The organism is Serratia odorifera (assembly GCF_041448735.1).
GTDB classification, from domain to species: Bacteria; Pseudomonadota; Gammaproteobacteria; order Enterobacterales; family Enterobacteriaceae; genus Serratia_F; species Serratia_F odorifera.
Map to the genome: position 1 here is coordinate 363,522 of NZ_JBGMUT010000003.1, position 25,216 is coordinate 388,737.

Annotated in this window: 16 protein-coding genes; 9 read left to right on the plus strand and 7 right to left on the minus strand. The window is 57.8% G+C overall.

Annotated features, from left to right (window positions below; all coding sequences use genetic code 11):
- Window positions 1-33 precede the first annotated feature (33 nt).
- The 3 genes from ACCC84_RS12145 to ACCC84_RS12155 all read right to left on the minus strand — a co-directional run bounded on the left by ACCC84_RS12145 (window position 34) and on the right by ACCC84_RS12155 (window position 3,233).
- Entirely contained in the window at window positions 34-1,428 is a 1,395-nt protein-coding gene (locus ACCC84_RS12145; protein WP_371901945.1) for a sugar porter family MFS transporter, read from the minus strand.
- A gap of 259 nt (window positions 1,429-1,687) precedes the next feature.
- Window positions 1,688-2,656, minus strand: a complete 969-nt coding sequence (locus ACCC84_RS12150; RefSeq protein WP_371901946.1) for an XdhC family protein — start codon at window positions 2,654-2,656, stop codon at window positions 1,688-1,690.
- A gap of 7 nt (window positions 2,657-2,663) precedes the next feature.
- Entirely contained in the window at window positions 2,664-3,233 is a 570-nt protein-coding gene (locus ACCC84_RS12155; protein WP_004958785.1) for a nucleotidyltransferase family protein, read from the minus strand.
- A gap of 198 nt (window positions 3,234-3,431) precedes the next feature.
- On the opposite strand from ACCC84_RS12155, the gene ACCC84_RS12160 reads away from it, so the two are divergent.
- The 3 genes from ACCC84_RS12160 to ACCC84_RS12170 are packed head-to-tail and all read left to right on the plus strand — an operon-like array spanning window position 3,432 to window position 8,007.
- Window positions 3,432-6,221 carry a xanthine dehydrogenase family protein molybdopterin-binding subunit gene (locus tag ACCC84_RS12160; protein ID WP_371901947.1) on the plus strand — a complete coding sequence of 930 codons (2,790 nt, stop codon included), beginning with the start codon at window positions 3,432-3,434 and terminating at the stop codon, window positions 6,219-6,221.
- Window positions 6,218-6,769, plus strand: a complete 552-nt coding sequence (locus ACCC84_RS12165; RefSeq protein ID WP_004958789.1) for a (2Fe-2S)-binding protein — start codon at window positions 6,218-6,220, stop codon at window positions 6,767-6,769. Before ACCC84_RS12160 ends, ACCC84_RS12165 begins: the two co-directional genes overlap by 4 nt.
- On the plus strand, window positions 6,766-8,007 hold the full coding sequence (locus ACCC84_RS12170; RefSeq protein WP_004958793.1) for a cytochrome c: 1,242 nt from the start codon (window positions 6,766-6,768) through the stop codon (window positions 8,005-8,007). Before ACCC84_RS12165 ends, ACCC84_RS12170 begins: the two co-directional genes overlap by 4 nt.
- 34 nt (window positions 8,008-8,041) lie before the next feature.
- Here ACCC84_RS12170 and ACCC84_RS12175 read toward each other — a convergent pair whose 3' ends face one another.
- From ACCC84_RS12175 to ACCC84_RS12185, 3 genes are all read right to left on the minus strand, one after another.
- On the minus strand, window positions 8,042-8,992 hold the full coding sequence (locus ACCC84_RS12175) for a glycoside hydrolase family 43 protein (RefSeq protein WP_198773672.1): 951 nt from the start codon (window positions 8,990-8,992) through the stop codon (window positions 8,042-8,044).
- A gap of 10 nt (window positions 8,993-9,002) precedes the next feature.
- Complete coding sequence (locus tag ACCC84_RS12180) at window positions 9,003-10,403, minus strand: glycoside-pentoside-hexuronide (GPH):cation symporter (RefSeq protein ID WP_198773671.1); 1,401 nt, start codon at window positions 10,401-10,403, stop codon at window positions 9,003-9,005.
- A gap of 225 nt (window positions 10,404-10,628) precedes the next feature.
- Window positions 10,629-11,849 (minus strand): MFS transporter, encoded by a 1,221-nt coding sequence (locus ACCC84_RS12185; RefSeq protein WP_371901948.1) that lies wholly within the window; start codon window positions 11,847-11,849, stop codon window positions 10,629-10,631.
- A gap of 170 nt (window positions 11,850-12,019) precedes the next feature.
- Here ACCC84_RS12185 and ACCC84_RS12190 point away from each other — a divergent pair, with 170 nt between their 5' ends.
- On the plus strand, window positions 12,020-12,637 hold the full coding sequence (locus ACCC84_RS12190) for a TetR/AcrR family transcriptional regulator (protein ID WP_004958804.1): 618 nt from the start codon (window positions 12,020-12,022) through the stop codon (window positions 12,635-12,637).
- A 62-nt stretch (window positions 12,638-12,699) separates the two neighbouring features.
- Here ACCC84_RS12190 and ACCC84_RS12195 read toward each other — a convergent pair whose 3' ends face one another.
- Complete coding sequence (locus ACCC84_RS12195; protein WP_004958807.1) at window positions 12,700-14,076, minus strand: amino acid permease; 1,377 nt, start codon at window positions 14,074-14,076, stop codon at window positions 12,700-12,702.
- 630 nt (window positions 14,077-14,706) lie between these two features.
- Between ACCC84_RS12195 and pdhR the strand changes: the two genes are divergently transcribed.
- The 5 genes from pdhR (at window position 14,707) to acnB (ending at window position 25,065) form a co-directional block, all read left to right on the plus strand.
- Window positions 14,707-15,471 (plus strand): pyruvate dehydrogenase complex transcriptional repressor PdhR, encoded by a 765-nt coding sequence (pdhR, locus tag ACCC84_RS12200; RefSeq protein ID WP_004958808.1) that lies wholly within the window; start codon window positions 14,707-14,709, stop codon window positions 15,469-15,471.
- 166 nt (window positions 15,472-15,637) lie between these two features.
- A complete protein-coding gene (gene aceE, locus ACCC84_RS12205; protein ID WP_004958812.1) occupies window positions 15,638-18,301 on the plus strand; it encodes a pyruvate dehydrogenase (acetyl-transferring), homodimeric type in 2,664 nt (887 codons plus the stop codon).
- A 13-nt stretch (window positions 18,302-18,314) separates the two neighbouring features.
- On the plus strand, window positions 18,315-20,198 hold the full coding sequence (aceF, locus tag ACCC84_RS12210) for a pyruvate dehydrogenase complex dihydrolipoyllysine-residue acetyltransferase (protein ID WP_371901949.1): 1,884 nt from the start codon (window positions 18,315-18,317) through the stop codon (window positions 20,196-20,198).
- 311 nt (window positions 20,199-20,509) lie between these two features.
- Complete coding sequence (lpdA, locus tag ACCC84_RS12215) at window positions 20,510-21,934, plus strand: dihydrolipoyl dehydrogenase (RefSeq protein WP_039991753.1); 1,425 nt, start codon at window positions 20,510-20,512, stop codon at window positions 21,932-21,934.
- 533 nt (window positions 21,935-22,467) lie between these two features.
- Window positions 22,468-25,065, plus strand: a complete 2,598-nt coding sequence (acnB, locus tag ACCC84_RS12220; protein ID WP_371901950.1) for a bifunctional aconitate hydratase 2/2-methylisocitrate dehydratase — start codon at window positions 22,468-22,470, stop codon at window positions 25,063-25,065.
- Window positions 25,066-25,216 lie beyond the last annotated feature (151 nt).

Here is a 25,216-nt window from a genome sequence, read left to right on the forward strand (position 1 = left end):
CGGCAGAGGCACAGCATCGGCGGTTGACGTGGATTAGCGAGAGCCAATCTCACGCAGCGGTTTGCCCGCCATCAGATTGCGTTCGATGTGTTCCAGCGAAATGCTCTTGGTTTCCGGGATCAGCACGATGGTCAGGACGATAAAGATCAGATTAAGCGCAGCGTAGACCCAGAAGGTATGCGCGCTGCCCAGGCTGTTTAGCATGGTCAGGAAGGTTGCGCCGACGATCATATTGGCAATCCAGTTGACGGCGGTCGAACAGGTAATACCGAAGTCACGACCTTTCAGCGGCTGTATTTCCGAGCACAGCACCCAGATCAGCGGGCCGGCGCTCATGGCGAAGCCGACGATAAACATCAGCAACATCAGGACGGCGAAATACTGTGCCGCCGGCGTTGCCATACCGATGCTCATCATGGTGCCGAGCACGCCCATGCCGATAGCCATCACCAGGAAGCCCAGCTTCAACGTCGGTTTGCGCCCCCAGCGGTCAACCAGCCCGATGGCGATAAAGGTGGCCAGCACATTGACCAGCCCAACGATCACCGTTCCCCACATCTGCTGTGCGGTGCTGGCAAAGCCGGCCAGGTCGAAAATCTTCGGCGCGTAGTACATGATCACGTTCATGCCGGTGAACTGTTGCATCACCTGTAGCAGAATGCCGAGGTAGACCGCGCGGCGGAAGTTTTTGTTATCTTTGAACAACGCCCAGCCACTTTGCTTGATCTTCAGACTTTCGCGGATCTCATCCAGCTCGGCTTTGGCTTGCGCGCTGGTATCACGCAGCATTTCCAGTACCTGGTGCGCTTCGGCATCGCGGCCGCGCGACGTCAGCCAGCGTGGGCTGCGTGGCAGAAAGAACACGCCCACCAGCAACAGCAGGGCGGGGATAGTGATGATGCCGAGCATCCAGCGCCATGAACCGCTGTAGCTGAAGGCGGTATCCGACAGGTAGGCTGCCAGAATGCCGATGGTGATCATCAATTGATACATTGAAATCATGCTGCCGCGAATGCGCTCCGGGGCAATTTCCGACAGGTACAATGGCGCGGTGAATGACGCGATGCCTACCGCCAGACCGAGCAGCACGCGCGAAACCAGCAGCACGTCGACGTTTGGCGCGAAGGCGGAACACAGAGAGCCGGCGACAAACAGCACCGCGCCAATCATCAGGCTGTATTTACGACCCAGACGGAAGGACAGCCAGCCGCTGCCCACGGCACCGACCGCCGCGCCGAACATCATCGAGCTAACCACCCACTCTTGCTGCTGAGAGGTGATCTGGAATTCATGGGTAATAAACGGCAGAGCGCCAGCGATCACGCCGATGTCCAGCCCAAACAGCAAGCCGGCCAATGCTGCCAGAAAACAGACAAAAAAGGTCAATTGGGCATTGGTGCGGCCCTTGCCTGCGGAAGTTTTACTCATAACGCCTCCGAATGAAACTTGGTGAAACTGCTTTGGCCGCTATGTTATTGATCCTGCGGCTGGTTAAAAGTGCGCCTGATCACATTAATGTAATCGCTTACATTAATGGCGTATTTTGAGATGATTCCAATAGGTGATTAATTGTTAATCGGTATGCCATGAGGATTGGAAGATATAAAAAAGCGCAGAAAGCCATGTAAACGTTTTCAATTTAGGAAGGTAACCAAGTGGCCGCGGGAATCGCCCGCTGTCAGCGGGCTCAGACGTGGGTGCGGTTTTTTTGCTGCACGATGTCGGCCATCACCGCCAGGGCGATTTCCGCCGGGGTTTTACTGCCTAGCGGCAGGCCGATGGGCGCATGGATACGCTCGAGATCCTGTGGCGTAAATTCGGCGATCTGTTGCAGCCGTTGTCGGCGACGGGCGCTGTTGTGCTGCGATCCCATGGCGCCGATGTAAAACGCCGGGGTATGAATGGCTTCCATCAGCGTCAGGTCGTCGATGCGCGGATCGTGGGTCAGTGCGACCACGGCAGTATTGGCATGGCAGCCGCCTTGTTCAATAAACCGCGCTGGAAACTGCTGTAGCAGCGTAACGTCGGCCGGTAACTGGTTGGCGAAGTTGTCCAATGCATCAGGGCGGTTTTCGCATACCAGAACTTCAAAGCCTAACGCGCGGGCAAATTCGGCGCAAAACAGCGCCACGCTGGACAGACCGGCGATCAGCAAGCGTGGCGCGGCGGCGATATGCAAGATAATCTCCCGATCCTGTCGCACCACCTGCGTCGCGCTGGTGAACTCGGTGACCTCCAGCGTGCTGCAGGCGTTGGGCAAGCGCAGTCGTTTCACCAGTGCATGATGCCCATCCAGTGCCGCGGCAATTTGCGCCAGATAGCGCATGCTGGCATCGCCGGCCGGCAGGTATTCGATCAACACATCCAACACGCCGCCACAGGGGAGCGCGACGTTGGGCGTCAACCCCCCCTCACCGTAACGGATCACCTGGCTGGCAGCCTGATAGTCACCCTCGCCGATGCGGCGTAGAAAATCCTCCTCCACGCAGCCACCGGATAACGAACCGCAATAATGGCCGTCGCGCGTCGCAGCCATCAGTGCGCCGGGAGAGCGAGGCGATGAACCATAGGTGTTCAACACGGTACACAGCCACACAGGTTGCTGTTTAAGCCAGCTTATCGCCTGGCTGACGACGGTAATATCGAGGTGTTGCATCGGCTATTCACTCGCTGGCGGAGAGCTGAGACGGAAAATCAATATCCTGCATGATGTCCGCCGAATCAACAGAAAACAGATGGACCTGCTGGCCATGCAGCAGGCTACGCCCGCCGTCGTCGCCATGCAACGCACACAACGGCGCGCGCAACGCGGCAGAAAAACCCACCGGATGTCCCGGACGTTGAGCGAAACAGGGGCGTGCGATGGCGTATTGTCGCAGCGCGGCCGCGGTCTGGATGAAAATCTGCGGTGTGACAAACGGCATGTCCGCCAGATGGATCAGCCAACCGTCCCAGCGTGGCGTGGCGGCCACGCCGGCAGCGATCGAATCGCCCAGACCGGGGCTGGCCAGCAGCGTGACGGCGATCTGATGCGCGGCGCAAACCCGTTGCACCGGCAGATTGTCCGGCCGGGTAACCACCTGAACCGGCATACCGGAAGCCAGCGCCTGGCTCAGCGTTTGTTCAAATACCGTTACGTTGCCAAGTAATGCGTTCAGCTTATTACCGCTGCCACCAGCGCGAGTAAACCGCGTGCCGCGCCCGGCGGCGGCGATCACAATGCCTATTGTCATTTTCGCCCGCTCTCATTTGCGCAAGTTATATTTACCACACAAACCGTATGTGTTTTGTATATGTATTTTTGTTGAAAACAAGATGTTAATCATCACATGATTCTAGCGATAAGCATATGCTTATGTCGTCTAAGGCAACGGTATTCACGTTTGCGCAACAACACCACTAAAAATACTATAAAGAACCAAGGGATATTTATGAGCAATTTTAACCCGTCACGGCGTCGCTTTATTAAAAGCGCAGTGATAGCGGGGGTAGCCGTTTACCTCGCGCCACTTTACAGCCGCGCTTATGCCGCGCTGTTCGAACAAAAAATCCTTCAGTCGCCCGCATGGGATGCCCAGCAAAAACGTATCCGTTTCCGTATTGACGGCCGCGCAAAGGTGATGGGCCACAAGGTGTTCGCGCGCGACATTCGCGCAGTGGATATGCCGCACTGGCCACAACGGCAGGCGCATGCCTTTGTCCTGCGCGTCACCAAGGCCGACCGATTGTTCGACGGCGTCGACCTGTCGCTGCTGGGGGAGGAGTTGCAGCCGGATCGGCTGGTTACCGCAGACGATCTGGCGCGCGACGGACTGGCGTTGCCGGCATTTTACGGCGACGACATGTTGTTGCCGCGTGGTAAAACGCCGGCCTATCTCGGCCAGGCGGTGGCTATTCTGATCTATCACGACTTTGCCCGCTTCCGTTTCGCCAAAGACGCGCTGAAGTTCCGCGATGAGGTTATCCGATACGGTGCGCAAACCGGCCCGTTGGCGCGCGATCCGTGGGGCTCGTTCCGTTACGTGCGCATCGGCGGTGCGCAGCCGTTCGACGACGACCGCTTCTCCAGCCTCAAGGATAGCCCGATCTTCCCGATCGGGATGCGCAAACACCTTCCGGTCTGGCCGGAAGGGCGCGACGGCGGCAAGCTGGATCAGGAGGGCATGCATTACGCCGGGCTGATCGCCGATGAGTTGCGCTCGCCGCCAGCGGATTGGCTGGTGATGTCGCGTCGTTACACTACGCAGTCGATTGATACCGCTGCGCTGGAACCGGACAACGCCAACGGCTGGTACGACAGCGCGACGCAAACGCTGCATCTGGTGGTACCGACCCAGTCACCACAGGAAGTGGCCGCGGAAATGCCGCGCATGTTGGCGCAGCACAATCCGCCGCTGAAGCAGTTGATTCTGCACCCGTGCTACACCGTGGGTTATGGTTCAAAAGATCACTGTAACTTCCCGTATTACGGCGCGGTGGCGGCGATGTACGGCGACGGTCATCCGGTGCGGTTGGCCAATGACCGTTTTGAACAGTTCCAGACCTCATTGAAGCGCCACGCGTTTGATATGCACTACACCATTGCGGTGAACCGGCAAACCGGCGTGCTGCAATCCTTCCACGGCGAAATGACCGCTGACGGCGGGGGCCGCAGCAACTTCACGCCGTCGGTGGTGATGGTGGGGGCGACCGCTGCGCAGTCGATCTATTACTTCCCGAAAAGCGATCTGTCGTCGGTTGGCCTGGCGTCACGCGCCATTGATGCCGGTTCGGCGCGCGGTTACGGCACGCTGCAAAGCATGGCGGCAACCGAAATGATGGTGGACGAACTGGCTGCCGAACTGCAGATCGATCCGATCGAGTTCCGTTTGCGCAACGTGTTGAAGTCCGGCATGAAGAATACCCAGGGGGCGATCCCGGCCGGGGCGATCCGCGCGGATGAAGTGCTGGAAAAGGCCGCGCAGCACCCGATCTGGCTCAAGCGTCGCGAACGCAAAGTCGAATTTAACGCGCAGCATCCCGGCAAGCGCTACGGCGTTGGCTTTGGCTGCGTGCAGAAGGATTTCGGCACCGGCGCGGAAACCTCTTTCGCCCGGGTTGAACTGAGCGAAGACGGTCGCATTACGTTGCACCATAGCGGCGCTGAAATGGGCACCGGCATGTCTACCTCCCAGTCGGTGCTCTGCGCTCAATGGCTGGGAAAACCGGCCGATGAAGCGCATTTTTCGGTGACCGACTGGTCACTGTTGCCAATGGTGACCAGTGGCGATCCCTATCTGATGTCGCAGCAGCAACAGGACGCGATGCAGGCCAATCCGCAGTGGACGCCAAGTTATTGCTCGCCCTCCAGCGCCAGTAACTCGGCGTTTTATTTCTCTCACAGTACGCGCGAAGCGGCGCGGCTGGTGTTTGAACATGGCCTGTGGCCGGCGGCGCTGGCCATTTGGCAGTCCGGCATCGGTGGCGGCCAGGCTGCGCCGCTGGTGGTGCGCAAAGAAGACGCCCGCTGGGTGGAAGGCGGTTTGACCGCCGCCGGTATGCAGGTACTGCCGCTGGAGATGTTGGCGAAAAAGGCTTTTCAACTGGGCGGCGTCACCGGTGCGGTGGTACATGTGTTCAACCGCTGGCAGTGGGCCGAAGCCGAGTTCAACCTGGGTAATCAGCGCCAACGGCTGCCGATTGACGGCCTGGCCTTGCGTCAGGCCGGCGGCGACTACCGTACGCTGGCGCGCGAGCAGGTTTATTACCCGCCGACCCAGCGCAATAACGCCGCCGTGACTTACTACAGCGCGGTCGGCACGCTGGTGGAGGTAGCGATAGATATCGCCACTGGCCAGGTAGAATTGCTGAATCATCATTCGATCATGGAGTGCGGCAACCTGATTGTGCCGGAACTGGTGTCCGGCCAGCTACAGGGCGGTGTCGCGATGGGTATCGGCCATGCGCTGCACGAATATTTACCGTTGTACGAAGACGGGCCGGGTAACGGAACCTGGAACTTCAACCGTTATCACCTGCCGCGCGCCAGCGATGTGGCGGTTTGGCAACAGACCGACCATATCCTGCCTGCGCTGTCGGAAACCGATCCGCCGAAGGGCATGGCGGAAGTGGTGATGATCCCGGTGGTGGCCGCGTTGGTCAACGCCATTGCCGACGCCACCGGCCATCGTTTCCGTGATTTACCTGTCCGTGCCGAGAATATTCGTGAGGTATTACCATGAGCATCAAAACCCAGCCAATCACCCTGACCATCAATGACAAACAGTACGGCCCGCTGGAAGTGCCGGAAGGGCTGATGATGATCGATTTTCTGCACGAATATCTCGATCTGACCGGTTCACGCCTTGGCTGCGGTCAGGGCATCTGCCATGCCTGCGTGGCGATCGTCGACCACCCGAGCGGTAGCAGTGAAGAAGTGCGTACCTGCATTACCGGCGCGCATTTCTTCAACGGTAAAAAAGTCCGCACCGTTGAAGGCCATGCGAAAGTGGACGAACAGGGCGCAGTGACGCTCTCGCCGATTCAACAGGCGTTTCTTGACCATTACAGTTTCCAGTGCGGTTACTGCACGCCGGGCTTTGTTAACGCTGCGACCCTTTTTGTGGAAAAACTGCAGCGAGAGCCGATAGCTCGCGAGGCGCTGGAAGCGGCGATTGAACAGGCGCTGGATAGCCACATCTGTCGCTGTACCGGTTATGTTCGCTATTACCAGGCGGTACGCGAGGTGGTATTGAACACGCCAGGACTGCTGAAGGAGACGGCAAAATGAAAAAACGTCTCGCTTTGTCGGTGGTGTTGCTGGTGATTATCGTGGTAGCGGTGCTGTGGTGGCGGGAAAACCGCAGCTACGACGGGGCCGCACAAAACGTAACGGCCAATGCGCAACAGCTTGAACGCGGGCGCTATCTGACGCGGGCGGCAGACTGTGCGGCATGCCATACCGCCGACGGCGGCGCGCCGCTGGCCGGAGGCTATCCGCTGGCAACGCCGTTCGGCACCCTCTATGGCAGCAACCTGACGCCGTCGGTCGAGCACGGTATCGGCCGCTGGACCAAAGACGACTTCTTCCTGGCATTGACCCAGGGCGTTGCGCCGGGCGGCCGACATCTGTATCCAGCGATGCCGTACACCTCGTATAAGGGCATGACGCGCCAGGATTCGGATGATATCTACGCCTATCTGATGACGCGTCCGGCGGTGGATGTGGCTACGCCGAACAACGACCTGCCGTTCCCGCTCAATCAACGCATGGCGCTGATTGGCTGGAATCTGCTGTTCCGCAATAGCGATCCGTTGCCGGCCAGCTCGCAGGGGCAATCGGCAGACTGGCAGCGCGGCCGCTATCTGGCCGACGTGCTCGGCCACTGCGGCGAGTGCCATACGCCGCGCGGCGCTCTGGGCCAGATGACGCTGGACCACGCCATGCAGGGCGGCGACCTGGGGCGTTTCATCGCGCCGGACATCACGCCGAACGGGCTGGCGCAACGTGGCTGGACGCCGGCGGATCTCAGCCGCTTCCTTGCCAGCGGTTTGGCGCCGCAGGGATCTGCCTTCAGCGAAATGCATATGGTGGTGGATCTCAGCACGCAGCATTTGACGGCGGAGGATCAGCGGGCGCTGGCGACCTACCTGATGGGTGATCGGCCGCCGCCGGCGGTGGTAGCCAAAATTGGTCAGGGTGATGATGCCGGTCGGCGCACCTATCTGGATCAATGCGCTGGCTGCCACGCCCGCGACGGACAGGGTAAGCCGCACGTAGCGGTGGCAATGCGTGGTAATGCCACGCTGCGCCAGGCGGATGGCAAAAACCTGATCGTCTCGGTATTGGATGGCTTGCCGGCACAGCAGTTCCCCAATGGCGAAAGCATGCAGAGCATGCCGGGTTTTGGCCAGCGACTGGACGATGCGCAAGTGGCGGAGCTGGTGAATTATCTGCGTGTGACCTGGGGCGGGCTGCCGGCGGATATCACCGCCGAACAGGTGAAGGCATTGCGTAACGCGCATTAAGTGGCGGAGCGCCGCAACGGCGCCCCGCAGTCTGTTAGTGATTATCTGCCGGTGGTACGCCAAACACCGGCATGCCTTGCCGATCCCATGTCAACGGTTTGATCCGCGTATGCCGGTTCGGGTCATACAGCGGATCGCCATCGATTTCCGTGTAATTGCGCGCGTGGTATACCAGCACGTCGTTGCCGTCCTCATCAACGGTAAAGCTGTTGTGGCCTGGGCCGAACTGACGGTGCTCATAGCTGGTGCGAAACACCGGTTGCGGTGATTTATGCCACTGCGCCGGATCGGTGATGTCGCTGTCGATATCGGCCCATAACAGACCGATGCAGTAGTTTTCGTCGGTGGCGCTGGCGGAATAGCTGATAAACAGCCGCTGGCCGTGCACTATCGCCGCCGGGCCTTCGTTAACCCAAAAGCCGACGGTTTCCCACGGCAGCTCGGGCTTGCTGAGCATCACCGGTTCGCCTTGCAACGTCCATGGGTTGGCCATTTCGGCCAGGTAGAGGTTGGAATTGCCACGTATGGCCGGATCTTTCTGTGCCCATAAATAGTAGTGTTTGCCGCGATGGGTAAAGTGGGTGGCATCCAGCGAGAAACTGTCGATATGACTGTAAATGCGGCCTTTTTCCTGCCATTCCCCGCTCAGTGGATCCGCGTCACGGCACTCCAGCGCGAACATGCGATGCTGGAACAGGCCGTCGGCAATCTCCGGACTGTGCGCAGCGGCAAAGTAGATGTACCACTTGCCGTCGATAACATGCAGTTCGGGCGCCCAGATCAGCGCGCTCATTGGCCCACTGGCAGGTTTGCGCCACACCACCGTTGGCGTTGCCTGCGCCAGTTCGTTCAGGCTGGCGGCGCGGCGCAGTTCCAACCGATCGTATTCCGGTACCGAGGCGATAAAGTAATAGTAGCCGTCGCTATGGCGAACAATATACGGGTCGGCACGCTGTTCAATCAGGGGGTTGGGATACTGTTTCATCTCTGGTTCCTTACGGATGTTTGGCTTCAAGCTGTTGCTCGCGGTAGTCGGCCAGCTCCTGGTAGTTGGTGCGGCGCTTTTCCAGATCGATCTGGATTTGCTTCATCAGTTCACGGTCCACCTTCAGCAGTCGCACGACGCCGGCGGTGATCAGATAGCCGATGCCGGGGATCACGGTGAACAGCAATACGATGCTGTTGAGCGCACTGGCGCTTTGGCTGGCCGCATCGGCCTGGTAGCCGGAAAACGACATCAGGAAACCGACCATGGCGCCGGCTACCGCCAGACCCACCTTCAGGAAGAACAGGTTGCCAGAGAAGCTGATGCCGGTAATGCGTTTGCCGGTCTTCCATTCACCGTAGTCGTCGACGTCCGCCATCAGCGACCAGTGCAGCGGCGACGGGATCTGATGCAGGATGTTCAGCAGGAAGTAAGCCGCGACGATAAACCACGTCAGCTGTGGATTAAAGAAATAGAACCCGCATGAAAACAGCGCCAGTGCGATATTGGTCCAGAAGAACACCTTCAGCTTGCAGAATCGGTCGGTAAGCGGCTTGGCCAGCGCGCTGCCGAGCATCATACCGACCACCCCCAGGCTGATGAACAGGCTGGCGAACGAGGCCGACTGTTGCATGACGTAGGTGACGTAATACATGGTGGCCGCCATGCGAATAAAGCCGGGGCAGACGTTACAGAAGGTCAGCAGCAGGATGCGCACCCATTGATCGTTTTTCCACACGTCTTTCAGATCGGCTTTCAATGCGTCATGGGTGGGCACCGCCGGGCGAATGCGTTCTTTCACCGTGGCAAAGCAGAACAGGAACATGAACAGCGCTATCAGCGCCAGCACGCCCATCGCCATTTGATAGCCGCGCGCCTTGTTGTCGCCGCCGAACCATTCGGCCATTGGCAGTAGCGTCATGGACAGGATCAGCGTAGCGATGCCGACCATGATAAAGCGATACGACTGGCAGGAGACGCGCTCGTGCGGATCGGCGGTAATTACGCCGCCCAGCGAACAGTAGGGAATATTGATGGCGGTGTAGGTCAACGACATCAGAAAATAGGTGGCAAAGGCGTATACCACTTTACTGTCATAGCTCCATTCCGGCGTGGTGAACATCAGCACGCTGAACAGCACATAGGGCAGCGAAACCCACAGTAGCCACGGGCGAAAACGCCCCCAACGGCTCTGGGTACGGTCGGCAATAGCTCCCATGATCGGGTCGGTGACCGCGTCGAGCACTCGCACCGACAGCAGCAATATGCCGACCAGGGCCGGCGTCAGGCCAAAAATGTCAGTGTAGAAGTAATTGAGGAATAACATGATTGCACCGCCAATCATGTTACAACCGGCATCTCCCATGCCATAGCCGATCTTTTCTCTTACCGAAAGGGCAGTGCTGTTCATGGACATTCTCTCCGCGCTGGCAGGATCTGACTGAATGGCAACGATTATTGCCTTGCTCGGCGGCGAGTCATCAGGAAATCATGGTTATTGAGATGGACAAACCTGCCATGGCGGAAGAAGTGTGAGCTTGTTAGCAAACTTGACCCGGAGAAGGGACGGCAGAAGCCGGTATTCCCTAGACGAGAACACGGCGTGAGCCGTGTTTTTTCAGGATGGCGTGGGCATTCAGTGGCTCACGATATGGGAACTGCCGAGACGGTGTCCCGGTTTGAAAGCGTATTCACGGGACGACCAGGCGATGGCGAACGCAACGGCCAGCAGGATCAGCAATGCCCAGGGGAAAACGCTGGCCTCCCAGGTATCAAGCAGCATGCCGCCGATCACGCCGCCGCCGGCGATCGCCGAGTTCCAGGCCACCACATTCATGGAGAGCGCTACGTCAGCGCCGTCTCCCGCCGCATCGGCCAGCGCGGTTTGCAACAGGGTTGCCGCACCGCCGAACGTGATGCCCCAGACGATCACCCCCAGATAAATCACGGCGGGATCTTGCGCACCGACGCCGAAGGCGAACGCGGTGAGCGCGAAGGCGGCGAGACTGGCCAGTACCGTGGTGCGCAGGTGGCGCTCCACCAGCCGGCCGGTGATCCAGATGCCGGCGAGCGCCGCTGCGCCGAAGGCGAACAGCACCAGATCGGTTCGGTCAGCCATTCCCGCCGGCGCGATAAACGGAGCGATATAGGTATAGAGAATGTTGTGAGCAAGCATCCAGGTGATTACCACCGCCAATACCGGGCGTACGCCGGGCGTGGTGAAGACCCGGCGCAGCGGCATGTGTTGATGGGCGGACTGGCCGGGGTAATCGGGGACTTTGGCGTATACCCAGACGATCAGCAGCAGCGTCAGGGCCGACATGATCCAGAATGCGCTGCGCCAGCCGATAGTCGATCCCATGAAGGTCCCCAGAGGCACCCCCAGAGAGAGAGCGATTGGGGTTCCCACCATGGCGATGGCCAGGGCGCGTCCTTGCTGATAAGGCGCGACCATCCGCCGGGCGAAGCCGGCCAGCAGGCTCCAGGCCAGCCCTGCGGCGACGCCGGCAAAGAAGCGGGCGACCAGCGTGACGGCATAGTGGGTAGATAGCGCGGTGGCTGAGTTGAAGAGAAGGAAGCCGATGATAGTCAGCAGCAGGACGTTACGCCGCCGCCATCTGCGTGTTGCAATCGTCAGCGGGATGGCGGCCAGCAGCGAGCCCAGCGCATATGCCGTCACCATTTGCCCGGTCAGCGCCGGATTGACGCCGAGTCCCTGACTGATTTGCGGTAGCAGGCCTGCAGGCAGCGTTTCGGTCACGATACAGATAAATCCTGTCATGGCCAAAGCCAGCAGGACGGCGACGGGCAGGCGGGCGGCGGTGGCCGATGTCGCCTGAGTGGATGAGTGATTCACGCAAAAGATCCTTTCGACGATGAGAAGGTTCCGGCGTCGCTTGGTGAGCCGGCGTCCGAAGCATATCGATATATATACCGATCGATATAAATGTAATCATCATCGTCGCTACGTTGTCAATAAATTATATATCGATTAGTATATATGTCGTAAAAGATAAGGAGTCAGCGATGGCACAAATGGGACGTCCCCGCAGCTTTGACCGCCAGCAGGCCATCGAACAAGCGATGCACCTGTTCTGGGAGCAGGGCTATGAATCAACCTCGCTCAGCCAGCTAAAGGCGAGCATTGGAGGTGGTATTTCCGCCCCGAGTTTCTATGCGGCTTTCGGGTCGAAAGAGGCGCTGTTCAACGAGGCGGTGCAGTGTTATCTGGCGAGTTATGCGCGCGTCACGGCGTGCCTTTGGGACGACGCGCTGGCGCCGCGGGAGGCCGTTGAACTGGCGCTGCGTCAGTCGACGACCATGCAGTGCGAGCCGGGGCATCCGAAGGGGTGTATGGTCGCTTTCGGCGTCATGAGTGCGCCGACGCCCGCGCATGCCGACGTGGCCAAACCGCTGGCGGAATCGCGTGCGCGAACGTATGGCGGATTTATCCGCTGCGTCGAACGTGCCATTGCCGCCGGCGAGCTGACGGCGAGCACCGACGCCCGGGCGCTGGCGACCGTATTCAACAGCTTTTTGCTGGGCATCTCAACGTCAGCTCGGGATGGTGTTGACGTAGCGACCTTCCAGGGAGCGATTGCCGAAGTGATGAAAGTCTGGGACGCGCTGCGTAAGCAGGCGTAGCGGGCGGGAAAAGGCGTGATATGAAACAGGCCCGCCGTGGCGGGCCTGCGGCAGAGATGAAATCAGCGCGTGGCGCTGCCGAGCGCCCGCTGGCTGCGCTGCTTGATGGCGTAGCCAATCGCCAGCACCGCCACCCAGACCGGGATCAGCAGCACCGAAATGCGAATGCCCGGTGTCAGGTACATAATCACCAGGATACCGGCCATAAACAGCAGGCACAGATAGTTGCTGAACGGATACCAGAAGGCCTTGAACTTAGGCTCTACGCCGTCGCGATTTTTGGCAGCGCGGAATTTCAGGTGCGCCAGGCTGATCATCGCCCAGTTGATCACCAGAGCGGAGACCACCAGCGCCATCAGCAGTTCGAAGGCGCGCCCCGGGATCAGGTAGTTGATCAATACGCAGAACGCCGTGGCCAACGCAGATACGCCGATGGCGATCACCGGTACGCCGCGGCCGTCGACCTTCAGCAGGCTTTTCGGTCCGTTGCCCTGTTTCGCCAGGCCGTACAGCATGCGGCTATTGCAGTATACGCAGCTGTTGTAGACCGACAGCGCGGCGGTCAGCACCACGATATTCAACACGGTGGCGACCAGATTGCTGTTCAGCGCGTGGAAGATCAGCACGAACGGGCTGCCGCCTTCGACCACTTTGCCCCACGGGTAGAGAGAAAGCAGAATGGTCAACGAGCCGATATAAAAGATCAGGATACGGTAGATGACCTGATTGGTGGCTTTTGGAATGCTGGCCTGCGGGTTGTCGGCCTCCGCCGCGGTGATGCCCACCAGCTCCAGACCGCCGAAGGAAAACATGATAACCGCCATGGCCATTACCAGTCCCATCACGCCGTTCGGGAAGAAGCCGCCCTGTGCCCACAGGTTGGTCACCGTGGCTTCCGGGCCGCCCATGCCGCTGAACAGCAGGTAGGCACCGAATACGATCATGCCGATAATCGCCACCACCTTGATAATGGCGAACCAGAATTCCATTTCGCCATACACTTTGACGTTGGCCAGGTTAATGGCGTTAATCGCCAGGAAGAACACCGCCGCCGAGACCCAGGTCGGAATTTCCGGCCACCAATACTGTACGTAGATCCCGACCGCGGTCAGTTCCGCCATCGCTACCAGCACATACAGCACCCAATAGTTCCAGCCGGAGGCGAAACCGGCGAAGTTACCCCAGTATTTATAGGCAAAATGGCTGAATGAGCCGGCAACCGGCTCTTCCACCACCATTTCACCCAGTTGGCGCATAATCAGGAAAGCGATGAATCCGCCGATGGCGTAGCCCAAAATCACCGACGGGCCAGCCATTTTTATTGTTTGCGCGATACCGAGAAACAACCCGGTACCGATAGCGCCACCTAAGGCAATAAGCTGAATATGGCGGTTTTTCAGGCCGCGTTTCAGCTGGTCACCCTGTTGTTGACCATCCATCCATTTACCCTCTGTTGTTGCAGAATGCTCACATGCTGTAAGGCAGTGATTACGATGTGTGTATTATTTTCTTTACGGCATTTGATCTATTAATTCGACGGCACCGCTACCGTTTGCAAAAGAATAATGATATGCGCGGAAGTTTGCACCTGCTTTGTGTTGTGAGTGACCAAGATTTCAGCAGTTTAGGAAACAAAATGCGGATTGTGTGACCGTAAGGGGGGTTATGTGCATGAAATAAGCATCAAGTCACATTACTCGCAAAAATAGCTCAGGTTTGACCAATTGCTCTCTCCATCACGCTCGTGATCTGGATCACAGAACCGAACATTGGCAGGCGATCACCAAAGTTTCATCGACCTGCCATAAAAGCCCGATATTAACGGTGCAGTCTGCCTAACCAAACGTTTCGCAAAAGTTAAATCACACGCTTAGGCCGTAAATGGTATTACCAGCACGGGGTTAGCGGATTGCAGCAGGGTATCGGCTGGGGTGTTAAAATGTGCGGGTATCGGCAATTCGGCCCGAGCCCATATGGACAGGAGGTGAATACTTTGTTACTTTACCGTCACGTTTTTGAAATTGGTATTACCAATTGACTCCGCGCCATTCGCAGAGAAGAAATCACTCATGGCCTACAGCAAAATCCGCCAGCCCAAGCTGTCAGACGTTATCGAGCAACAGCTCGAATACCTGATTCTCGAGGGTACGCTGCGCCCAGGCGAAAAACTGCCTCCGGAGCGTGAACTGGCGAAACAGTTTGATGTTTCCCGTCCTTCTCTGAGAGAGGCGATCCAGCGCCTGGAAGCGAAAGGGCTGCTGCTGCGTCGTCAGGGCGGCGGTACCTTCGTACAAACTAATCTCTGGCAGAGCTTCAGCGATCCGTTGGCTGAACTGTTGGCCGATCACCCTGAATCACAATTCGACCTGCTCGAAACCCGTCATGCTCTTGAGGGCATCGCTGCGTACTATGCGGCGCTGCGCGGCACGGAAGAAGATCTGGCGCGCATCCGCGATTGCCATATCGTGATTCAACAGGCCCAGGACAGCGGCGATCTCGACGCCGAAGCAGACGCGGTGATGCAGTATCAGATCGCCGTTACCGAAGCTGCCCACAACGTGGTGTTGCTGCATTTGCTACGCTGCATGGGGCCAATGCTGGAACAGAACGTCCGACAGAACTTTGAATTGCTCTACTCGCGCCGTGAGATGTTGGCAAAAGTGAGCAGCCACCGCGCCGGGATTTTTGAGGCGATAGTGGCACGTGAGCCGGAAAAGGCCCGCGAAGCCTCGCACCGCCACTTGGCGTTTATCGAGGAAATTTTGCTGGATCTCAGTCGGGAACATACCCGGCGTGAGAGATCGTTACGGCGACTCCAGCAACGCAAGGATTAAGAGCGGTTATCTACAGGGGAAACACCAGCCTGTGGGCATAAAGCTCGAAGTGCTTAGTTAAGTACTTAAGCGGCAACAAACTGATGAGCCTGTCTTCGTGCGCTTTGGTACAGAGTGCAGGAAGACAGGCTCCAAACAAACCATTAGACAGATAAGGAATACCACCATGTCAGAACGTTTAAACAATGACGTGGATCCGATCGAAACCCGCGACTGGCTGCAGGCGATCGAATCGGTCATCCGTGAAGAGGGTGTTGAGCGAGCTCAGTTTCTGATTGATCAGGTATTGGGTCAGGCCCGCAAAGGCGGCGTGAGCGTAGCGGCAGGTGCCGCAGCGAACAACTACGTCAACACCATCGCGGTGGAAGAGGAGCCTGAATATCCGGGTAACCTGGATCTGGAACGCCGCATTCGCAGCGCCATCCGCTGGAACGCCATTATGACCGTTCTGCGTGCTTCCAAGAAAGACCTGGATCTGGGCGGCCACATGGCTTCCTTCCAGTCTTCCGCGACCTTCTATGAAGTCTGCTTTAACCACTTCTTCCGTGCACGTAACGAGAAAGATGGCGGCGATCTGGTGTATTTCCAGGGCCACATCTCTCCAGGCATTTATGCACGTGCCTTCCTTGAAGGCCGCCTGACCGAAGAACAAATGAACAACTTCCGTCAGGAAGTACACGGCAATGGTCTGTCATCTTATCCGCATCCTAAGTTGATGCCTGAATTCTGGCAGTTCCCGACCGTTTCCATGGGCCTGGGGCCAATCAGCGCCATTTACCAGGCGAAGTTCCTGAAGTATCTGGAACACCGCGGCCTGAAAAATACCGCAGAACAAACCGTTTACGCTTTCCTGGGTGACGGCGAGATGGATGAGCCGGAATCCAAGGGCGCCATCACCATCGCGACCCGTGAAAAACTGGACAACCTGGTCTTCGTCATCAACTGCAACCTGCAGCGTCTGGACGGCCCGGTCACCGGTAACGGCAAGATCATCAACGAACTGGACGGCATCTTCAGCGGCGCCGGCTGGCAGGTGATCAAAGTGATCTGGGGCGGGCGTTGGGACGAACTGCTGCGTAAAGATACCAGCGGCAAGCTGATTCAACTGATGAACGAAACCCTGGACGGCGATTACCAGACCTTCAAATCCCGCGATGGCGCTTACGTTCGCGAGCACTTCTTCGGCCGTTATCCAGAAACCGCGGCGTTGGTCAAAGACATGACCGACGATGAGATCTGGGCGCTGAACCGTGGTGGTCACGATCCGAAGAAAGTCTTTGCTGCCCTGAAGAAAGCACAGGACACCAAAGGTAAACCGACCGTTATCCTGGCCCATACCATCAAAGGTTACGGCATGGGTGATACTGCGGAAGGCAAAAACATCGCTCACCAGGTCAAGAAAATGAACATGGAAGGGGTTCACCACTTCCGCGATCGTTTCAACGTGCCGGTTGCCGATGCCGATATCGAAAAACTGCCGTACCTGACCTTCGAGAAAGATTCCGAAGAGTACAAGTATCTGCACGAACGCCGTCAGGCACTGGCCGGTTACCTGCCAAGCCGTCTGCCGAACTTCACGCAGAAGCTGGAGCTGCCGACGCTGGAAGATTTCAGTTCACTGCTGGAAGAGCAGAACAAGGAAATCTCTACCACCATCGCCTTCGTGCGTGCGCTGAACGTGATGCTGAAGAACAAGTCGATCAAGGATCGCCTGGTGCCAATCATCGCCGATGAAGCGCGTACCTTCGGTATGGAAGGCCTGTTCCGTCAGATCGGTATTTACAGCCCGAACGGCCAGCAGTACACCCCGCAGGACCGTGAGCAGGTTGCTTACTACAAAGAAGACGAGAAAGGCCAGATCCTGCAGGAAGGCATCAACGAACTGGGTGCGGCATCTTCCTGGCTGGCAGCGGCGACCTCTTACAGCACCAACGATCTGCCGATGATTCCGTTCTACATCTACTATTCGATGTTCGGTTTCCAACGTATCGGCGACCTGTGCTGGGCGGCGGGCGACCAACAGGCGCGTGGCTTCCTGATCGGCGGCACCTCTGGCCGTACCACGCTGAACGGCGAAGGTCTGCAGCACGAAGATGGCCACAGCCACATTCAGTCGCTGACCATCCCTAACTGTATCTCTTACGATCCGGCTTATGCCTACGAAGTGGCGGTCATCATGCATGACGGTCTGGTGCGTATGTACGGTGAAGCGCAAGAGAACGTGTACTACTACATCACTACGCTGAACGAAAACTACCACATGCCGGCCATGCCGCAGGGCGCAGAAGAGGGTATCCGCAAGGGTATCTACAAGCTGGAAACCCTGGAAGGCAGCAAAGGCAAGGTACAGCTGATGGGCTCCGGCTCGATCCTGCGTCACGTACGTGAAGCCGCGCAGATCCTGGCGAAAGATTACGGCGTTGGTTCCGACGTGTTCAGCGTGACCTCGTTCACCGAACTGGCGCGCGATGGCCAGGACTGCGAACGCTGGAACATGCTGCACCCAACCGAAGAGCCGCGTGTTCCTTACGTTGCTCAGGTGCTGAGCGATGCGCCAGCGGTAGCCTCTACCGACTACATGAAGCTGTTTGCCGAGCAGATCCGCAACTTCATCCCGGCCAGCGATTATCGCGTTCTGGGCACCGACGGTTTCGGCCGTTCCGACAGCCGCGAGAACCTGCGTCACCACTTCGAAGTGGACGCGTCTTACGTGGTGGTTGCCGCTCTGGGTGAACTGGCCAAACGCGGTGAAATCGATAAGAAAGTGGTGGCTGATGCGATCACCAAATTCAATATCGATGCAGATAAAGTCAACCCGCGTCTGGCATAAGAGGTAAAGAACAATGTCTATTGAAATTAACGTGCCGGACATCGGTGCAGACGAAGTTGAAATCACCGAGATTCTGGTGAAGGTCGGCGACAAGGTTGAAGCGGAGCAATCGCTGATCACCGTTGAAGGCGACAAGGCTTCGATGGAAGTTCCCTCGCCGCAGGCCGGCGTGGTGAAAGAGATCAAGGTTGCGGTCGGCGACAAGACCGAAACCGGCAAACTGATCATGATCTTTGACGCAGAAGGGGTAGCGCAAGCTGCACCGGCGGCCAAGGCAGAAGAAAAACCGGCGGCGGCATCTGCGCCGGCGGCTGCGGCGGCCAAAGACGTCGAAGTACCGGATATCGGTGCGGACGAAGTCGAAGTGACTGAAATTCTGGTGAAAGTGGGCGACAAGGTTGAAGCGGAACAATCGCTGATCACCGTTGAAGGCGATAAGGCCTCGATGGAAGTCCCTGCGCCATTCGCCGGCACGGTCAAGGAAATCAAGATCGGCACCGGCGATAAAGTGAAAACTGGCTCGCTGATCATGGTGTTTGACGTGGCGGGCGGCGAAGCTGCCGCACCGGCAGCGGCTGAAGCGCCATCGGCTCCGGCGGCAGCGCCAGCGGCCAGCGCGGCGAAAAACGTTGAAGTGCCTGACATCGGCGGCGACGAAGTTGAAGTCACCGAAGTGATGGTCAAAGTGGGCGATAAAGTGGCCGCAGAGCAGTCGCTGATCACCGTTGAAGGCGACAAGGCTTCAATGGAAGTGCCTGCGCCGTTCGCCGGCACGGTCAAAGAGATCAAGATCGGTACCGGTGATAAAGTGAAAACCGGCTCGCTGATCATGGTATTCGAAGTGGAAGGCGCAGCGCCTGCGGCGGCACCGGCTCAGAAAGCCGAAGCGGCACCGGCTGCGGCCAAGCAGCAAAGCCAGGCGCCGGCACCGGCTGCCAAGGCCGAAGGCAAAGGCGAATTTGCCGAGAACGACGCTTACGTGCATGCGACCCCGGTTATCCGTCGTCTGGCGCGCGAGTTCGGCGTTAACCTGGCGAAGGTCAAAGGAACCGGTCGTAAGGGCCGTATCCTGCGCGAAGACGTACAGAGCTACGTGAAAGACGCGGTGAAACGCGCTGAATCCGCTCCAGCGGCGGCAGCCGGCGGCGGTCTGCCAGGCATGCTGCCATGGCCGAAAGTGGACTTCAGCAAGTTCGGCGAAATCGAAGAAGTGGAACTGGGTCGCATTCAGAAAATTTCTGGTGCCAACCTGAGCCGTAACTGGGTGATGATCCCGCACGTGACCCACTTCGACAAGACCGATATCACCGATCTGGAAGCGTTCCGCAAGCAGCAGAACGAAGAAGCTGCCAAGCGCAAACTGGACGTGAAGTTCACCCCGGTGGTGTTCATCATGAAGGCCGTTGCTGCCGCTCTGGAGCAGATGCCGCGTTTCAACAGCTCGCTGTCGGAAGATGGCCAGAAGCTGACGCTGAAGAAATACATCAACATTGGCGTGGCGGTTGATACGCCGAACGGTCTGGTGGTTCCGGTGTTCAAGGATGTGAACAAGAAGAGCATCACCGAACTGTCCCGCGAACTGATGGCGATCTCCAAAAAAGCGCGCGATGGCAAGTTGACCGCGGGCGAAATGCAGGGCGGTTGCTTCACCATTTCCAGCCTGGGCGGGATCGGGACTACCCACTTTGCGCCAATCGTCAATGCGCCTGAAGTGGCTATCCTGGGCGTATCCAAATCGGCCATGGAGCCGGTTTGGAACGGTAAAGAGTTCATGCCGCGTCTGATGATGCCGATGTCGCTCTCCTTCGACCACCGTGTTATTGACGGTGCAGATGGTGCGCGCTTCATCACCATTATCAACAATATGCTGGCTGATATTCGCCGTCTGGTGATGTAATGAAAAAGGGGCGCAGCATGCTGCGCCCTTATCGATTCAGTAGCAGTTTTGTCGGTTTTTGCATGACTCGACAAGATTGTTGAGACACGGGTCACTCGAACGCGCTTTGCAGTTTATTAACAATTCTGTAAACTGCTCGCGGTGTAAGCGTCCCGGTGGATGAAGGGCGTTATGAATTCGATTAATAATATGCCCCAAATAATTGGCGTGACATCAAGGCGGCGAGCGAACGCAGCCAACACCGATGCCGCTTCAACTATGACGGGTATAAATGACGTCTGACCCGCCGGACAATAAATTAAGAGGTCATGATGAGTACTGAAATTAAAACTCAGGTCGTGGTACTTGGGGCGGGCCCGGCAGGATACTCTGCTGCCTTTCGTTGCGCTGACTTAGGTCTTGAAACCGTTCTGGTTGAACGTTATTCCACGCTGGGCGGGGTTTGCCTGAACGTGGGGTGTATCCCTTCCAAAGCGCTGCTGCACGTAGCCAAAGTGATCGAAGAAGCCAAAGCGCTGGCTGAACACGGCATCGTTTTCGGTGAGCCGAAAACCGATATCGACAAGATCCGCACCTGGAAAGAAAAAGTCATCAATCAGCTGACCGGCGGTCTGGCTGGCATGGCTAAAGGTCGTAAAGTCAAAGTGGTTAACGGCCTGGGTAAATTCACCGGCGCTAACACCCTGGTTGTTGAAGGCGAAAACGGTGCTACCACCATCAACTTCGATAACGCCATCATCGCTGCAGGTTCTCGTCCGATCCAACTGCCATTCATTCCTCATGACGATCCGCGCGTGTGGGATTCCACCGATGCGCTGGAGCTGAAAAACGTGCCTGAGCGTCTGCTGGTTATGGGCGGCGGCATCATCGGTCTGGAAATGGGCACCGTATATCACGCGCTGGGTTCGCAGATCGACGTGGTTGAAATGTTCGATCAGGTTATCCCGGCGGCCGATAAAGACGTGGTGAAAGTGTTCACCAAACGCATCAGCAAGCAGTTCAACCTGATGCTGGAAACCAAAGTCACTGCGGTAGAAGCCAAAGAAGACGGCATCTACGTGACGATGGAAGGCAAGAAAGCGCCGGCGGAACCACAGCGTTACGACGCGGTGCTGGTGGCTATCGGCCGTGTGCCGAATGGCAAACTGCTGGATGCCGGCAAAGCCGGTGTGGAAGTCGACGACCGTGGGTTCATCCGCGTTGACAAGCAGCTGCGCACCAATGTGCCGCACATCTTCGCTATCGGCGACATCGTCGGTCAGCCGATGCTGGCGCACAAAGGCGTGCATGAAGGTCACGTTGCCGCGGAAGTCATCTCCGGCAAGAAACACTACTTCGATCCGAAAGTGATCCCTTCCATTGCTTACACCGAGCCGGAAGTTGCCTGGGTTGGTCTGACCGAGAAAGAAGCGAAAGAGCAGGGCATCAGCTACGAAACGTCCACCTTCCCGTGGGCTGCGTCTGGCCGTGCTATCGCATCCGACTGTGCCGACGGCATGACCAAACTGATCTTCGACAAAGAAACCCACCGTATCATCGGCGGCGCGATTGTCGGCACCAACGGCGGCGAGCTGCTGGGTGAAATCGGTCTGGCCATCGAAATGGGCTGTGACGCGGAAGACATCGCGCTGACCATCCACGCCCACCCGACGCTGCACGAGTCTGTAGGCCTGGCGGCGGAGATTTTCGAAGGCAGCATCACTGACCTGCCAAACCCGAAAGCCAAGAAAAAGTAATTTTTCCGCGTTGAACGGTTGATAGACGGCTCCTTTGCAGGGGCCGTTTTTTTTTACAGGGCAGGGTGAAAGGCCGCTCCGCGAACGGACGGCTGCTTGGCTGTCAGGCTATTGCCATTCATCGATCCGCTTCCTGTGCTGACAGCGAACGGAACGGGAGAACCGCCTTGACGGCGGTTTTTTTATGCCTGCGGCTGTGCTTTTCCTCGCCTGCCAGACGATTAACCATTGCAATATTATGGTTATCGTGGTGTGCTCAGCAGGCTAAACCGCCGTGCTGGCAACGCCGCCAATGCCGGCTTGCAGCCGATTACACTGTGCTCAACGATTCAGCAAAGATTTAATGTTGCTTTTATGTGAACGAATTAACAACCGATTCAAATCCTGATATGCTGGCTGGGCGGAACCGGGCACTGTACCTTACAGTCCAGGACATCGACAGCAGTGCCTCGTAATATCACCGTGCGCTAAAAACCCGGTTTGAATATTGAGCGCCAGGCACCATAAATGACAATGAGAGCGAGGAGAAAGTCGTGCTAGAAGAATACCGTAAGCACGTGGCCGAGCGTGCTGCAGAGGGCATCGTCCCTAAGCCATTAGATGCAACACAAATGGCAGCGCTGGTTGAATCATTAAAAAATCCGCCAAAAGGCGAAGAAGAATTCCTGTTAGACCTGCTGATTAACCGAGTACCACCGGGCGTCGATGAAGCCGCCTACGTCAAAGCAGGTTTCTTGGCTGCGGTCGCCAAAGGCGAAGCTACCTCCCCCCTGATTACCCCAGAAAAAGCCGTTGAACTGTTAGGCACCATGCAGGGCGGTTATAACATTCATCCGCTGATTGAAGCGCTGGACAACGAAAGCCTGGCACCGATCGCAGCCAAAGCGCTGTCGCATACCTTGCTGATGTTCGACAATTTCTACGACGTGGAAGAAAAAGCCAAAGCAGGCAACCCGCACGCCAAGCAGATCATGCAGTCATGGGCCGATGCCGAATGGTACCTGTCCCGCCCGCAGCTGGCAGAAAAAATCACCGTTACCGTGTTCAAGGTCACCGGCGAAACCAACACCGACGATCTGTCGCCGGCACCGGATGCCTGGTCGCGCCCGGATATCCCGCTGCACGCACTGGCGATGCTGAAAAACGAACGTGACGGCATCGTGCCCGATCAGCCGGGCAGCGTTGGCCCGATCAAGCAGATCGAAGAACTGAACAAGAAAGGCTTCCCGCTGGCTTACGTCGGCGACGTGGTCGGTACCGGCTCCTCGCGCAAATCCGCCACCAACTCGGTGCTGTGGTTTATGGGCGACGACATTCCGTACGTGCCGAACAAGCGCGGCGGCGGGGTGGTTCTGGGCGGCAAGATTGCACCGATCTTCTTCAATACCATGGAAGATGCCGGCGCGCTGCCGATCGAAGTCGAGGTATCCGACCTGAACATGGGCGATGTTATCGACATCTTCCCGTACAAAGGCGAAGTGCGTAACCACGAAACCGGCGAGCTGATTGCCGAATTCGCATTGAAAACCGACGTACTGCTGGACGAAGTCCGCGCCGGTGGCCGTATCCCGTTGATCATCGGCCGTGGCCTGACCACCAAGGCGCGTGAAGCGCTGGGTCTGCCGCACAGCGAAGTGTTCCGCATTGCCAAGCCGGTGGCAGCCAGCAACAAGGGCTTTTCACTGGCGCAGAAAATGGTGGGCCGCGCCTGCGGCATAGCCGGCGTGCGTCCGGGCGAATACTGTGAACCGAAGATGACCTCGGTAGGCTCGCAGGATACCACCGGGCCAATGACCCGTGATGAGCTGAAAGACCTGGCCTGTCTGGGCTTCTCGGCCGATCTGGTGATGCAGTCATTCTGCCACACCGCGGCCTATCCGAAGCCGGTGGACGTAACCACCCACCACACGCTGCCTGACTTTATCATGAACCGTGGCGGCGTTTCGCTGCGTCCGGGCGACGGCATCATCCACTCATGGCTGAACCGCATGCTGTTACCGGACACCGTGGGTACCGGCGGCGATTCGCATACCCGTTTCCCTATTGGCATTTCGTTCCCGGCCGGTTCCGGTCTGGTGGCGTTTGCCGCCGCCACCGGCGTGATGCCGCTGGACATGCCTGAATCGGTGCTGGTGCGTTTCAAGGGCAAAATGCAGCCTGGCATCACCCTGCGCGATCTGGTGCATGCCATCCCTTACTACGCGATTCAACAGGGTCTGCTGACCGTTGAGAAGAAAGGTAAAAAGAACATCTTCTCCGGCCGCATTCTGGAAATCGAAGGCCTGCCGGAACTGAAGGTAGAACAGGCATTCGAACTGGCCGACGCCTCGGCCGAACGTTCGGCGGCCGGCTGCACCATCAAGCTGGATCAGGCGCCGATCAAAGAGTACCTGAACTCCAACATCGTACTGTTGAAGTGGATGATCTCCGAGGGTTACGGCGATCGCCGTACGCTGGAGCGACGCATCCAGGGTATGGAAAAATGGCTGGCGGATCCGCAACTGCTGGAAGGCGACGCGGACGCGGAATACGCGGCGGTGATCGACATCGATCTGGCCGAAATCACCCAGCCTATCCTGTGTGCGCCGAACGATCCGGATGACGCGCGCCTGCTGTCCGACGTGGCTAACAGCAAAATCGATGAAGTGTTCATCGGTTCTTGCATGACTAACATCGGTCACTTCCGCGCGGCGGGTAAATTGCTGGACCAGCACAAGGGCCAGTTGCCGACCCGTCTGTGGGTGGCGCCGCCAACCAAGATGGATGCCGCTCAACTGACCGAAGAGGGCTATTACAGCGTGTTCGGCAAGAGCGGGGCGCGTATCGAGATCCCGGGCTGTTCACTGTGCATGGGCAACCAGGCACGGGTAGCCGACGGCGCGACGGTGGTCTCCACCTCGACCCGTAACTTCCCGAACCGTCTGGGTACCGGCGCCAATGTCTATCTGGCTTCGGCGGAGCTGGCAGCGGTGGCTTCCTTACTGGGCCGACTGCCGACGCCGGATGAATACCAGACCTATATGGCGCAGGTGGACAAGACGGCGACCGATACCTATCGCTATCTCAACTTTGACCAACTGAGCCAGTATACGGAAAAAGCCGACGGCGTGATTTTCCAAACGGCGGTGTAATTACCGCCAGGGTACTGGGTTAGCCATGATGCCAGTCAGCTACGCTGACTGGCATTTTTTTTGCCCGGCACATGGCCGCCAACGGCCCGATACGCCTCGGTTGACGCGCCACGCTGGCTTCACTTTCCAGCGCTAAGTCGTTATATTGCGC